The 14,621-nt window shown below is 45.9% G+C and carries 15 protein-coding genes; 14 read left to right on the forward strand and 1 reads right to left on the reverse strand.

The genetic code is table 11. From position 1 onward, the window contains the following. Positions 1-22 precede the first annotated feature (22 nt). From WG8_RS28420 to WG8_RS12300, 13 genes are all read left to right on the forward strand, one after another. Positions 23-190 (forward strand): hypothetical protein, encoded by a 168-nt coding sequence (locus WG8_RS28420; RefSeq protein ID WP_007430493.1) that lies wholly within the window; start codon positions 23-25, stop codon positions 188-190. A 104-nt stretch (positions 191-294) separates the two neighbouring features. Beyond that, entirely contained in the window at positions 295-1,182 is an 888-nt protein-coding gene (locus WG8_RS12245) for a carbohydrate ABC transporter permease (protein ID WP_007430494.1), read from the forward strand. Further along, entirely contained in the window at positions 1,175-2,020 is an 846-nt protein-coding gene (locus WG8_RS12250) for a carbohydrate ABC transporter permease (protein WP_007430495.1), read from the forward strand. Before WG8_RS12245 ends, WG8_RS12250 begins: the two co-directional genes overlap by 8 nt. A gap of 14 nt (positions 2,021-2,034) precedes the next feature. Beyond that, complete coding sequence (locus WG8_RS12255) at positions 2,035-3,435, forward strand: glycoside hydrolase family 30 protein (protein WP_007430496.1); 1,401 nt, start codon at positions 2,035-2,037, stop codon at positions 3,433-3,435. A 232-nt stretch (positions 3,436-3,667) separates the two neighbouring features. Then, positions 3,668-5,002, forward strand: coding sequence for a glycoside hydrolase family 43 protein (locus WG8_RS12260; RefSeq protein ID WP_007430497.1), 1,335 nt, complete (start codon positions 3,668-3,670; stop codon positions 5,000-5,002). A gap of 28 nt (positions 5,003-5,030) precedes the next feature. Next, a complete protein-coding gene (locus WG8_RS12265) occupies positions 5,031-5,228 on the forward strand; it encodes a hypothetical protein (RefSeq protein ID WP_007430498.1) in 198 nt (65 codons plus the stop codon). Between the two features lie 88 nt (positions 5,229-5,316). After that, positions 5,317-5,910 (forward strand): DUF1349 domain-containing protein, encoded by a 594-nt coding sequence (locus WG8_RS12270; protein WP_007430499.1) that lies wholly within the window; start codon positions 5,317-5,319, stop codon positions 5,908-5,910. 190 nt (positions 5,911-6,100) lie between these two features. Further along, positions 6,101-6,958 carry a Cof-type HAD-IIB family hydrolase gene (locus WG8_RS12275; RefSeq protein ID WP_007430500.1) on the forward strand — a complete coding sequence of 286 codons (858 nt, stop codon included), beginning with the start codon at positions 6,101-6,103 and terminating at the stop codon, positions 6,956-6,958. Between the two features lie 248 nt (positions 6,959-7,206). Next, entirely contained in the window at positions 7,207-8,205 is a 999-nt protein-coding gene (locus WG8_RS12280; protein ID WP_043891010.1) for a cation diffusion facilitator family transporter, read from the forward strand. A 208-nt stretch (positions 8,206-8,413) separates the two neighbouring features. Next, positions 8,414-10,000, forward strand: coding sequence for a spore germination protein (locus WG8_RS12285; protein ID WP_007430502.1), 1,587 nt, complete (start codon positions 8,414-8,416; stop codon positions 9,998-10,000). Between the two features lie 35 nt (positions 10,001-10,035). Beyond that, positions 10,036-11,241 carry a Ger(x)C family spore germination protein gene (locus WG8_RS12290; protein ID WP_007430503.1) on the forward strand — a complete coding sequence of 402 codons (1,206 nt, stop codon included), beginning with the start codon at positions 10,036-10,038 and terminating at the stop codon, positions 11,239-11,241. Continuing rightward, positions 11,238-11,459 (forward strand): hypothetical protein, encoded by a 222-nt coding sequence (locus WG8_RS12295; protein ID WP_007430504.1) that lies wholly within the window; start codon positions 11,238-11,240, stop codon positions 11,457-11,459. The genes WG8_RS12290 and WG8_RS12295 overlap by 4 nt, the downstream gene beginning before the upstream one ends. Positions 11,460-11,509: 50 nt before the next feature. After that, a complete protein-coding gene (locus WG8_RS12300; RefSeq protein ID WP_007430505.1) occupies positions 11,510-12,607 on the forward strand; it encodes a GerAB/ArcD/ProY family transporter in 1,098 nt (365 codons plus the stop codon). Between the two features lie 9 nt (positions 12,608-12,616). Here WG8_RS12300 and WG8_RS12305 read toward each other — a convergent pair whose 3' ends face one another. Next, positions 12,617-13,525: an EamA family transporter gene (locus WG8_RS12305; RefSeq protein WP_043891011.1), complete on the reverse strand. Its 909-nt coding sequence runs from the start codon at positions 13,523-13,525 to the stop codon at positions 12,617-12,619. A 118-nt stretch (positions 13,526-13,643) separates the two neighbouring features. On the opposite strand from WG8_RS12305, the gene WG8_RS12310 reads away from it, so the two are divergent. Then, positions 13,644-14,540, forward strand: a complete 897-nt coding sequence (locus tag WG8_RS12310; protein ID WP_007430506.1) for an AraC family transcriptional regulator — start codon at positions 13,644-13,646, stop codon at positions 14,538-14,540. Positions 14,541-14,621: the final 81 nt, after the last annotated feature.

Genomic DNA, 14,621 nt, shown 5'->3' on the forward strand with positions numbered 1-14,621 from the left:
ATATGGAGGTAAAAAAATCAATATGGCAGCCTTCAGCGAATCGAAAATCTACGCGGAGCCCTTCAATCCGAAATGGAATGAAATGATGAAGCTGATCAATGATAAGTTGAGTGTCTACTTCAACAACAAGGCGTCACTAGACGATACGGTGACCCAGATTCAGAGTGGCATGGAGAAGCTATACCCGTAACTGCACAGCTTTGGCAAGTTCAATAGCATAGAAGAGAGAGGATGAATGGAATTTGGATACCGTGCAGGTTCCATTTTCTCTTTCGTCAATAGGGAGGGCTTGACGTGAGGCAAAAGGACGGCAAATGGTTCTATATCTTCATCTCGCCTTGGCTGATCGGGTTCGTAGGGCTGACACTGGGGCCGATCCTGTTCTCGATTTATATGAGTTTCACCAACTGGGATTTGTTCCAGTCCCCGTCATTCATCGGATTGGACAATTACAAGACCTTGCTGACCGATGATCCGCTGTTCTGGAAGTCGGTGGGGAACACCTTCTATTACGCGTTGATCTCCATACCACTTGGTATGGCAATTTCGCTATGGATTGCCTATTACCTGAACAAGAAGATCAAGGGTATTACCTTCTTCCGGATTCTGTTCTATCTGCCTTCTGTCGTTCCGGTAGTGGCCAGCTCACTGCTGTTCGTGCACCTGCTAGCACCGAGCAAAGGACTGATTAACAAAGCACTGGCCTTACTTGGTATTCAGGGGCCAGCTTGGCTGCTTGATCCCAACTGGGTGAAGCCCGCCTTGATCCTGATGTCCCTGTGGGGCGTCGGGGGAGGTGTCGTCCTGCTGCTGGCCGGGATGAAGGGGATTCCTCAGGAACTATACGAGGCAGCTGCTATCGACGGAGCGCAAAGCACGCAGTCTTTTTTCCACATTACCTTTCCGATGCTGACGCCCGTCATTTTCTTCAACCTGGTGACCGGCATCATTGGAGCATTGCAGACCTTCGCGCAGGTGTTTATCGTCACTTCCGGGGGGCCAGACAATGCGAGCCAGATGGTCGTACCCTACCTGTTCCAGAATGCGTTCCAGTTCTACAAGATGGGTTATGCTTCCGCGATTGCATGGGTGCTGTTCATCATGATCATGCTATTAACCTTACTCATCTTCCGGTCATCGGCGTTATGGGTGCACTACGAGGAGGGAAAAGCAAATGAGTAATCCATCCACCGCAGAGAAGTCCATCTCCTACATTTTTCTGATTCTTGTTGGTGTGCTCCTCGCTTCGCCATTCCTCTACATGATCTCCATAGCCCTGGCTAGTGATGCGACAACGATCAAGCTGGCATTTACCTTCGTTCCGAGAGAATTCGAGTGGTCCAACTTCTATACCATCTTTACAAACAATAACCTGGGCACTTATCTGAAAAATTCGGTCATGATCACCATATTCACCATTATCGGCTCGGTGTTGTCGGCTTCGGTCGTATCATACGGCTTTGCACGTATTCAGGCCAAGGGCAGTCGGTTCCTGTTCATCGTGCTGCTCAGCACAATGATGATCCCGGGTGAGGTAACGATGGTCCCGCAGTTCATTATCTTCCGCCATTTGGACTGGATCAACACGTTTTATCCGCTGATTGTCCCGAGCTTTTTTGCTGGAGCGTTTAATGTGTTCCTGATTCGGCAGTTCGTAATGAGCATACCGAGGTCGCTGGATGAAGCCGCCATGATCGATGGCATGGGACATCCGGGCATCTACTGGAAGATTATCATGCCACTGACCTATCCAATTCTGGCCGCCATCGCTATCTTCTCGTTCTCGTGGAACTGGGGGAACTTCATGGGGCCACTCATCTACATCAATGATCCGGAGAAAATGCCGCTTGCACTGGGTGTGCAGCTCCTCACCACAGTAAGTGGTGGACAGTTGCCTCCATGGAATCTCGTGATGATTGCATCGTTGTTCTTGACCATTCCAATGGTGCTGGTCTATCTATTGGGACAGCGTTATGTATATGAAGCCAATATTAGTGGAGGCAGCAGTGGTATTAAGTGATAGGAGGAATTTTCATGAATCATGCTTCGAAAAAAATAACGTCCATTACATTTATGAGCGAACCAGTGCGTCTCAAGCTGGAAGAATCGTACGATCATTTTGAAGGCTGGGGTACGTCGCTTGCTTGGTGGGCGAATGAGCTGGGCGGATGGCAGGATCAGGCGAAGGCTGCCGAGGTGATGGATCTCGTATTTGACCCGGAGAAGGGTCTTGGATTGAATATCGTACGATATAATATCGGTGGCGGTGAAAATTCGGATATGCAGGAGCTGCGCCCTGGTGGAGATGTGCCCAGCTTTCAGCCAGAACCGGGGAAGTGGGACTGGGAGGCTGATGCCGGACAGCGTGCTGTGTTGCAAGGAGCGCTGAAACACGGTGCCAACATTGCCGAAGCCTTCTCCAATTCACCACCGTATTGGATGACCAACAGCGGTTCGGTGACGGGGGCAGTGGATGGCGGCAACAATCTGCGTGAGGACCAATATGATGCCTTTGCTGATTATTTGACCGAAGTCGTAAAGTATTACCGGGATCAGTGGGGAATCACGTTCCGCACACTTGATCCGCTGAATGAACCGTCCTCGAATTGGTGGAAGAAGGGAAACATACAGGAGGGCTGTCATTTCACGGTCGACAAGCAGGCCGAGATTATCCACAAAGTGGCAGGCTCCTTGAAGAGCAAGGGGCTGGATGCTACGGTGGTCAGTGCGGCGGATGACAACAGCATTGATGAGACAGTGTATAATCTACAGGCTTATGACCTGGACACTCTGGACGTGATCGGACAGATCAACACACATTCCTACAACGGAAGCCGGATGGAGGAACTGAGGGCGCTGGCGGAGCAATTGGGTAAGCGACTGTGGATGTCCGAGTACGGTACGGGCGGCAGTGAGACACACAGTCATGACGATATGACCTCGGTGCAGGAGCTGGCGGAACGAATCATGTTCGATCTGAAAATCATGCAGCCGTCCGCTTGGGTATACTGGCAGGCCGTAGAGGATGAAGGCGCGAATAACAATTGGGGGTTCATCCATGCCCACTTCACCGGGGAAGAGCAGTATGAGGTGACCAAGCAATATTATGGTATGGCCCAGTTCAGCAAGTTCATCCGACCGGGGGCATCCATTATTCCAACCGATGACGGTCGAACGCTCGCTGCTTATGATCCGGCCAGACGGAAACTGGTGCTGGTGATCCGCAATAAGCTGTCGGCAAGTAAGACGGCCTTTGAGTTAAATGATTTTACTTACTCGGATGCTATGGAAGCGCAGGTTTACCAGACTTCTCCCGACAGTAATATGAAGCGCCTTGAGAATATCTCGGTGTATCACAACGGGCTGGAAGTGGATACGGCAGAGAATTCGATTACAACTGTGGTTCTGAACGAAGTTACTCTGAAGTTGAAGTAAGATCAATATTGATGAATGATCGATTTGAACCTGATTCAGTCATCTTGGATAGCACGAACTAGGTGGAAGCCTAGTAACGATATTTGTGCAAACGCTTACAAATTATAAGCTTCTATTCTGCGAAAGGGGTGGTATGTCATATGATCACATGTTAGAACTTTCAGAAAGTGAAGCGTTGGAATACAACAGCCGGTTCAACGGCATCATCATCTAGCGTAAAGGGGAGGGCTCTATGTTAACGGTAATGAAAGAACGCACATGGTTATTAAAAGCATGCAAGTCAGTTTTCATCGTATTTCTTGCAGCAATGATTCTGTCTGGCGTTATAAGCCCAAATACAGCGAGTGCAGCAACAAGTGTTTATACAATCTCGGCTTTTACCAATAGCAGCGAGTCCAATCTGTATATTTACCAATCCTATAATGCCACGAATTATGGCCTCCTAAAAGGCTCTGCATACACCCCGCCAGAGGGCCTAATCCGCGATCCCAGCATTATAAAACACACGGATGGCCTATATTATGTGGTCTACACCACGGATTGGTCGGGTAATACGATCGGCATAGCATCAAGCCCGGATAGGGTAAACTGGAATTTTGTCCGCAATATCCCACTATCCTTGCCGAGTGGTATCGCCCACACCTGGGCCCCCGAATGGTTCGTGGACAGTAATGGAAGCTTGAATGTCATTGTATCCCTATCGCCGGGCAACTATGAAAACTTCAGACCGTATGCCATCACGGCAGCGAACAGCAACCTTGCTTCTACGGCCTGGTCGGCTCCGGTCGAGCTTGCAGGCATTGCCCCAAATTACATCGATACTTTCATCGTCAAGAACGGGTCGACCTACCATGCGTTTACAAAGAACGAGTCGACCAAATATATCGAATATGCCACAGCGACATCTCTAACCGGTCCTTATACTTTCCATGGCACCGGAGACTGGGCCAACTGGGGGTCTTGGGTAGAAGGTCCTGCGCTGGTTCAGCTAGATAACGGAACATGGCGGATTTATTTTGACGGTTATTCTGCGCAAAAATATTACTACAGCGACTCCTCTGATGGATTCCAGACATGGACTGTGAAAAAGGAGCTTCCAGGCCTGACCGGATTAGTCCGACACATGACCGTGTTGAAAGAAACCGGGCAGCCGGGTGACATACGGGAGCTGGAATCTTACAATATGCAGGGAAATTATATCCGACATTACAACTATCAGGCACGGATCGATAAGAACGTAAACCCTGTGGAAGATTCGAAATTTCGAATTGTTCCCGGCCTCGCAGATGCTTCCGCCATCTCATTTGAAGCTGTCAATTTCCCAGGATATTATCTACGCCATAACAACGATCTGATCTACCTGGAAAAAAATGATGGCAGCCAAGCCTTCACGGCTGATGCCACGTTTCGACGCAAAGACGGACTTGCTAATTCAGCCTGGACGTCGTACGCATCGTACCATGATCCTGACAGATACTTGAGACATTACCATAGCCTGCTCCGTTTGGACCCGATTGTTACAGCGATCGATAAATCGGACGCTACTTTCAAGGAGACCACGGAATAATGGAGCAGGTCATAGAGGAGTGAATGCGATGAATTGGTTCAAGCGAATGTTTGCCCTGCTGATGGCAGGCAGTCTGGCTCTGAGCCCCCTCGGAACGGAAGCGTCGGCCGCAAATTCTTATACAGCCGTGGCTGATCCCTCGCAGCAGTATCAGACCATTGAAGGCTGGGGGACTTCGCTTGCGTTGTCTCTTTCAGTTCCTTATTATTATATTAATTTGCACTAATATTATATTTATAGGCGAAACTTATGCAATTATAATGACATTATATTTATAGGGAGGTTCAATTAATACAAATGGAGGAGTAATTCATATGAGTAATATGTTTCAGTCAAAAGTAAGAGAAAAATTAAGGTGGCTGAATGAACCTGAGCACTGGGAGTACACCGAAGAAGATGGATTGATCATTGATGCACCGGCTAAAGTTGATTTTTTCAAGGATCCTGGGGGAAAACATGTAGCCGATTCCGCTCCTTTTCTACATTTTCAGGTTGATTCATCATTTCAGCTTACGACACAGCTTCAGGTAGACATGCGTCATCTTTATGATTCAGGGTGCTTGATGTTGATGGCTGACGAGAACAATTGGGCTAAACTTTGTTATGAATTTAACGGCAATTACGCTACGATTGTGTCTGTTGTAACCAAGAATGGCTCCTCCGATGATTGTAATTCTGAGCGTGTAGTGGTTGATAACCCACATTTGAGGATCACGAAGATTGGGAGGATAATTTCTTTTTACTATTCGCCTGATGGTGAGGATTGGAAGCTAATCCGCTACTTTGGAATGGAACATTCTGCTCAGTTCATAGCGGGTGCACTGGCCCAGTCACCGATGGGATCAGGTTGCCGGGTCCATTTTAAATATTTAAACTTAACGATTCCCACTGAAGATAGCAGGTTCTAGAATGTAAGAAGTCGCCATATTGGCGGCTTTTTTTGTTCTAACAATATAAGTTTATTCTCGATGATGCGATTCGGCAGCTCAAAAAAAGATTTGACATGTAATGCGTTACACAAATTACAGTGTAATTGTAGAACAAACAATAATCATCTCAATAAACATCATTCGTTTAAACAAGGGAGACAGCATACTAATGAATAGAGACACTCAAAAAATTGTGTTTATCGATATTGACGGAACACTTGTCGGTGATGACGGCATGGTGCCTGAATCGGCACAGAAAGCCTGCAAAATAGCACGCGAGAACGGTCATCTGCTTTATCTGTGTACAGGTCGTTCAAAAGCTGAAATCTACGATGCCATTTGGGATATCGGATTTGATGGTCTTATTGGAGCAGGTGGGGGATATGTAGAGTCCGGGAATGAGATTCTTTATCATAAAAAAGTTACGCCTGAGGATGTTAGGCAGATGGTGGATTTCTTTAATTCACATGGAATTGATTTTTATCTGGAATCCAATGCAGCGCTCTATGCTAGCCATAATTTAAGACCTCATTTGGAGAGAAGGATCTATGGGGATGTTGAGAACGACCCTGTGGCCAGAGAAAAAATGGAGCGTTCCCCGCATCCATTCATCGCGGGTTTGACTTATGGAGAGGCTGATTTGTATAAAGACGATGTCAATAAGGTTTGCTTTCTGGAAAGTGCTGTACCCTTTGAACGCATCAAGGAAGAATTTCAGGGGAAATTTGAGGTCATCCAGTGTACCGTTCCGATCTTTGGTAAGGACAGCGGGGAAATGATGATCCCTGGCATCCACAAGGCAATCGCCATTGCTGATTTGCTGAATCATTTGAGCCTGCCCCAGGAACAGACGATTGCCATTGGAGACGGAATGAACGATGCCGAGATGCTCGAATATTGTGCTGTAGGTATTGCTATGGGCAATGCAAAGCCGGGTTTGATAGAAATTGCAAATGATATTACTGGTAGCGTTGAGGAAGATGGATTGTATAAAAGCTTTGTAAAATATGGTTTGATATCTGAATAAATTAACGGTGTTTAACGCATATTTTGTTGCATGAAGCTTGGGGGCCTGTCCTCAGGCTTTTTTAGTATCAATGTCCATATGTCATAATAAAAAGAGCAGAAGTAGTTCCGGCTCGTTCGTGTATGAATATCAAAGCATATTATTCTTGCAAATGACATTTGGATTACATATAATACATATGAACAAGTGCTCATATATCGATTTGAATAGTGGATTATTAGAATCTTATAGAAGAGAGGCGCAGGTAGATGAGTAAGAATAGTCACAGAAACGACCATAATAATGAACATGATTGCAGCCAGCATAATCAACACAATCATTCTAAAGGCTCACATGCTCATGGACATGGGCACTCCCATAGTCACGGGCATTCTCATGGACATGGAGCAAACAAAAACGCTTTGAAGCTATCATTCTTTTTAATTGCCGGTTATATGATCATTGAGTTTATTGGTGGATTACTGACTAACAGCCTGGCACTGTTATCTGATGCGGGACATATGTTGAGTGATGCGGGTGCATTGGGGTTAAGCTATCTGGCGATGACCTGGGGACAACGGCAAGCGAGCAAGTCAAAGACGTTTGGATACAAACGATTTGAAGTACTGGCCGCTTTTATTAATGGCTTAGCGCTTGCCCTGATATCGATTTATATTTTCTGGGAAGCTTTCGAACGGCTTTCTAACCCACCAGGAATCATGACTTCAGGAATGTTGACAATCTCAGTTATTGGCTTGCTGGTCAATATAGCTGCTGCTTTTATCCTCATGAGAGGAGATACATCTGAAAATCTCAATATTCGCAGTGCTTTTCTACACGTACTAGGGGATTTGCTAGGCTCTGTAGGGGCGATTGTGGCTGCATTGCTGATTATGTTCTTTGGCTGGAATTTGGCTGACCCGATTGCCAGTATATTGGTGGCGATTCTGGTGATTATCAGTGCATATCGGGTGACTCGGGACTCCATACATATTCTGATGGAAGGTACGCCGCTGAATATGAACATAGATCAAATCAAGCAATCCCTGCTTGATCTTGAACATGTTGTTGAAGTACACGATCTTCATGTATGGGCGTTATCATCAGATGTTCCGTTGCTAAGTTGCCATATCATCATTCAAGATCCAATGTACAGCAGTGTTGTAATGGAACGGGCACAGAAGTTGTTGAAAGAGCAATACGAGATCAAGCATATTACAATACAGATTGATAGACTGGGAACCCAGTGTTATATTGAACATCACTAGCAAGAAGTTCAGAAGAGATCTACGTGACGTAGGTCTCTTCTGTATTTAGGAAAGCACCTTTTACTTTGCCGAGTCATACAAGAACATATAGACTTGGCCAGTAGAAGGTAGTTCTATGGATGTCCTTCTTCGATTCACTCTGCATAAACTGAAATCATTTGGGTGATTTTATATAAAAAACCAGGGTGGTTGAAAGGATTTCATCTCCATGAGAAAATTCCGCATACTCAGAAAACGGATCAAACCAACCGGAACCCACCAGAACGGAAATCAGGTTCAGCGGGAAAGCGCCAAGAATCCACAGGCGCAGCAGCTTTATCCGGATTTGCTGCAAAACGAGGTCCGCCTTCGTTTGCTTTACGACAATTGTTCGGATGTAGTTTATCGTTCCTTCCTGGTCGGCGGAAGAACAAACGTCTTGTTAATGTATATTGAAGGTTTGGCTGATTCCGAAGCGATCGAACGGCATGTCATTACTCCTTTCATGCAGGAGGCAGCCGGTGATAACGATGATATCAGGCAGCTTATTGAACGGAAAGTATCGGCAATACAAGCGAAAGAATTCACAACGTTTGCCAAGTGTATCGAATATCTTTCGAACGGATATACGATCCTGCTATCTGATAACTACACTTCCGGCTTTGGCTTCGGATTGACAAAATGGGAGAAACGCTCCATCGAAGAGCCTTCGGCAGAAGTGGGGATTAGGGGGCCGCGTGAGGGATTTACCGAAACTCTGCGCACCAATACTTCCCAAATCCGGCGCATTATTAAAAGCCCGTTGCTTAAAATGGAATCGACGAGAATCGGCGAATATACCCAAACGAATATTGTTCTGGCTTATATTGAAGGACTTGTGGACAAGACGCTGGTGGAGGAAGTACGCAACCGGCTCATGCGTATACGGATCGACGGAATCCTGGAAAGCGGTTATATTGAGGAAATGATTGAGGATCATCCGTATTCTCCCTTTCCGCAGTTGCTCAGCACAGAACGGCCTGATGTCGTCTCCGGCAGTTTGCTGGAAGGAAGGGTGGCGATTTTAACGGAAGGAACGCCGTTTGCCTTGGTCGCCCCGATTACTTTTTTTTCGTTAATTCAGTCGCATGAAGACTATTATCAGCGGTCGCTAATCTCCACCGTCATTCGTTGGCTGCGCTATTTGTTTATAGCGACCTCTCTCCTGCTTCCATCGCTATATGTGGCGGTGCTTACTTTTCATCAAGAGATGGTGCCTGGCTCCTTGCTTGTCAGTATGGCGAGTTCCCGGGAGCAGGTGCCTTTTCCGGCGTTAATCGAAGCGTTGATGATGGAGGTCACCTTTGAAGCGTTGCGTGAAGCGGGCGTGCGGTTGCCCAAGCAGGTTGGCGCCGCCGTCAGCATTGTCGGAGCGCTGGTCATCGGTCAGGCGGCGGTCCAGGCAGGACTTGTGTCCGCGCCCATGGTTATTGTGGTTGCGATTACGGGGATCTCTTCATTTATGATTCCGCGTTACATCGCTGGCATTTCCATAAGGCTGCTGCGGTTTCCATTAATCTTTCTTGCCGGAAGCCTGGGGCTTGTCGGCGTGGTTATGGGGATCATCGCTATCGTTCTGCATATGTGTAGCTTACGCTCATTTGGCGTCCCCTATCTGTCCGAAGTCAGCATCCCCAAGCTGAATGAATGGAAAGATGTTCTGTTCAGGGCTCCGTGGTGGAAGATGAATACACGCCCGCGTTTTACGGGAACGTATGACAAATATCGGCAGCCATCCGGTCAAAAGCCTGATCCAGCCCGAGGGGACAGCGAGTAGCCGCACCAAACACCTGGCAAAGGAGAGTCGGATGGATGAAGACATGGATAAGGGTATGGATAAAAATAGCAGTTTTCATCCCGTTGCTGCTTGTGCTGGGAGGCTGCTGGGATCGCACGGAGCTTAATGACTTGGCGCTGATTACAGCGCTCGCTTTCGACGAGGCGGAGAATAATCAGGTTCGCGCGACCGTCCAATTCGTCCTTCCGCAGAATCAGACTGGAGGGGGGACGACAGGAGGTGGCGCTATGGGAGGCGGAGCGGCAAAACGGACGTCCGTCCGATCGGAAACAGGTATTGACATCACGGATGCTCTGTCCAAGCTGCAACGGGTAATTCCCAGAAAGATGTTTTGGGGGCAATGCAGAATCTATATATTCAACGAATCCGTGGCCAGGGCGGGAATTCGCAAACATCTCGATTTCTTAATCCGTTTTCCTGAGACGAGAGAGCGGGCCTATATGTTCGTAAGCAAAGGAGAAGCGGCACAGGCGCTCGAGTTGTTTCCGCCGATTGAGAATTCCTCGGCCGAAGTGCTGCGCAAGCTGTCTGATCTGCTGATTGGAATAAGGGTGACGATGCACGAGTTGAGCCTTATGTTAAGCGGGGATTCCCGGACAGCTATTCTGCCGATGATCCATATCCTTCCGAAACCCGAATCAGCCGGGCCGTTTCAAACGATTCCGTACCTGCTGGGGAGCGCTTTGTTCAAAAATGACAAAATGGTTGGGGAAATTTCCGAAAAGGTTACAAGGGGTGTCATGTGGCTCAGGAATGAAGTGAAAGGGTATACGGTTGTGTTTAAACCGGAGGAATCGGAAGGAATGATGTCTTTAAAACCGGTAAAGGCGAACGTCAAGCTGATTCCAAAGATTGAAGGCGAAACCTGGAAGATGACGGTCCGGGTTAAAACGGAAGGGGACATTATACAAAATGGCACCAAAATGGATCCTATGAGCCCGCAGTTGCTCGCTGTTATAAGCAAGGGATTCAAGGATGATGTAAGAAAACGAATCGAGTCGGCGCTTTACGAGGTTCAACGGCGGCACAAGAAGGACGTTTTTAATTTCGCCCAGACATTTCACCGAAAGTATCCCAAGCAATGGGAGAAGATGAAGGACCGATGGGATGAGCAGTTTTCCAAAGTTGAAGTCAAGACGGAAATTGAGGCAAAGATTCTTAGACCTGGATTAGTCAGCTCTCCAGAAGGTGTGCCCAAGGAAGAGGTAAAAAAGAAATGAGATGGTATTTTTTCTGGATCGTTACGATCTCCGTGCTGCTGATTACCCGTTTCGAGTGGCCGAAACTGAAGGCAAAGCCGGTAAAGGATAAAGTTGTTTTCGTATCGCTGCTGCTCCTGGTCTGGATCCTATCCATGCTGGACCTGCCCAATACGCCCGGGCCAACTACGGTGCTTCTATTCATTTTCAAGCCATTTCGAGGGCTAACGGAACCGTAACCGGTTTTTATGCGAAGGGAAAGGACTAACTTAAGGCGAGGTGAAGGCTCATGTTGGAGAAGGGGAAGATTTCAGCTTTTCAAATGGGGCTTATGATGTATCCGGCCGTGCTGGCTTCCGGTTTTCTTGTTTTGCCGACCATAACGGCCCAGTTTGCCCAAAATGATCTTTGGCTTACGGGAATATTGGCTGCACTGACAGGTTGGATTACCGTCTATACCGTGACCCGACTGCATGAGCTTTATCCGGGGCAGACAATTGTCCAGTACAGCGAACAGATTCTCGGCAAAATTCCCGGAAAAGTCATCGGCCTCGCCTATATCACTTACAACCTGCATGCCACCGGGGGAGTCACCCGGCAATATGCGGAGTTTGTCACAGGCAATTTTTTGTTTAAAACTCCCTTATTGATCATCATGGGATCCTTGATCTTGCTAAGCGCGATCGCCGTCCACGGCGGTGTGGAGACGCTGGCCAGGAGCACTGTCATTTTTTTACCAGCGTTTATTTTCCCTGTCTTTTTCCTGCTGCTGCTGCTTCCTGATTTGGATGCCAAAGTCATATTTCCGGTCCTGAATCATGGGGTTACCCCGATCATCAAAGGGTCCTTTTCGATGATGGGCTGGATGAACGAATTATTCCTGATGACCTTTCTTTTGCCCAGTGTGACGGATCCGGAGAAGGGGAGAAAATGGGGATACATTTCGATGATCACTATCATTTTGTTTTTGACTTATTCCAGCCTGATCGCCTTATTTTTGCTGGGGCCGAACTTGGGGAGTAGAGTGTACCCGATTCTCATCGCTTTTCGTTATGTCAGCGTCGGTTCTTTCCTGGAAAATCTGGAATCATTGCTTCTGGCGATGTGGGTGGTCGGAAATTTCCTGCAGGTTGGCATCTTTCTTTACGCTGCAACGCTTTCTTTTGCACAATGTTTTCAGTTAGCGGACTACCGTCCGATTGTTTTTCCGCTCGCTCTGCTCAGTCTGATCATAGGCATTTGGGATCTACCCAATTTTCCGGTCTTCGGATTTCTGGTGAGGGCGGCGGTTCCGTTCCACATCCTATCGACTTATCTGCTTATTCCGCTGTTATTGCTGGTCGTCGCCTCCTTGCGCAAACGAAAAACAAGCCGAAAAAAAGGCTGATGTTGCTGCTCATGTATAGTTTGTGGAAGATTCTTTATTAAAAGCCAAAAATAGAATCATTATAATGATGCAGGTTGTGCCAACCCATTGAAACATTCCAAGGGAATCTTTTAACCAAAAGACTGTTGTTAACACAGCCGCTAGTGGTTCCAAGCTTCCTAAAAGACTCGACTCTTGCGGCGATAGACTGTTTAAACTTTCTATATAAAACCAAAAAGCAAGCATAGTACCAAAAATGATAATGAAAATCAAATAAAAGCAGGTTTCTGGTGTTAAGTTCTTAAAATCCATTTGCCAAGGTGGGTGGATAAAACTTAATGCGACTCCCCCGATCATCATAGCCCAGCCAACAATGACCATGGAATTGTATTGCTTCAGTAAAGGAACAGCATATAAAGTATAAAATGCAAGCGCAAGCCCAGATAAAATTCCCCAAACGATCGCAACTGGCGGCACAGATAATTGAGAGAATGAGCCGTTGGTTAATAAGAAAAAGCAGCCAACTAGAGCGAGCGAAACGGTGAATACATCTTTTCTTGTTAGAGTAGATTGTCTACTAATGAATAAGTAAACAATAATCATTACAGGTGCCAAATATTGTAATAACGTTGCTACAGCAGCATTACCATGTTTAATGGATGCCATATAGGTGTATTGAACCCCAAGCATACCGACTAATCCAAATATTATGAGGTGAAACGATGTCTTTTTATTTTTCCAGATCCCAAAAATCTGAGCACGGTCTTTTCCAACAAATTGAACTGACAGGAGTAATAAACCTGCAATGAGTAATCGAATCGTGACAAGCCAATTCACGTCAATGGCGAATTGTTGAAACAGCTTTTTGGCAACAGTGCCACCAATTCCCCAAAATATCGCTCCGGTTATAATGAGAAATATTCCTTTTCCTCTATTCATAATCAACTCTCCATCATAAAATATAAAAATAGTATGTTATAATTCACATGATAAGTGGAAAATCGTTAAATGAATACCTAAATCGAATGGAAAAGTATAAATATATTGAGGTGGCAAGATGCAAATAAAGGATTTCATGATTGACCAGAATTTAAAAGAGCTAACTGAGCATCGTACCGTTGTGCTGCCGATTGCATGTTACGAAACAACGATTAGCCAAAATATAAATGGATATATACCACTTCATTGGCATGATGAATTTCAATTTGTTTTGATCTTAAAAGGACAAGCCATCTTCCAAATACGAGAGGAAAAAATTACGATTCACGAAGGGGAGGGCTTGTTCATAAATAGCGGCTGTTTGCACATGGCGACAGACAAAAATGATTCAGGCTGCATCTATATTTGTTTAAATGTTTCTCCAAGCTTTGTACTATCACAAGAACTTTATACAGCCTATGTATATCCTTATATCCAAGCAACTAATTTGCCTTACGTACACTTGAATAATAAGGAGCATTGGGCCAAAAACATTCTAGGCGCTATTTTAAAAATCAATCAGCTGATTCAGCAAAATCCACCCTACTATGAAATGGACATTACCGTACAGTTAACGTTGATTTGGAGAAATTTGATTGTTAACGGCTTTCAACTGGAGTATGAACAAACTGAAATGTTGAAGAATCTTCGAATGAAGGAGATGCTGAACTGGATTCACCTGCATTATGCTGAGAAAATTCTTTTAGACGACATCGCACGAGCTGGGCAATTAAGCCGGTCCGAATGCTGCCGATATTTCAAACGAATTTTAAAGAAGACACCTTTACATTATGTATTGGATTATCGAATTCAAAAAAGCTTAATTTTACTTCAACAACCCGAATGCAATGTCACAGATGTTGCTTATCAAGTAGGATTTAATAGCACAAGCTACTTCATTAATCATTTCCGAAAGTCGATGAACATGACACCATTAGCATACAAAAAATATAAAAATAATGGATTCAATGAATGAGGAGACAGAACGATAATATCTCTATCTTAAACGCGTCCAGACAAAGAAATAGAAGAAGCAATGTATTGCTCTAATATTGTG

Origin of the sequence: Paenibacillus sp. Aloe-11, from assembly GCF_000245715.1 — a bacterium.
GTDB lineage: Bacteria > Bacillota > Bacilli > Paenibacillales > Paenibacillaceae > Paenibacillus > Paenibacillus kribbensis.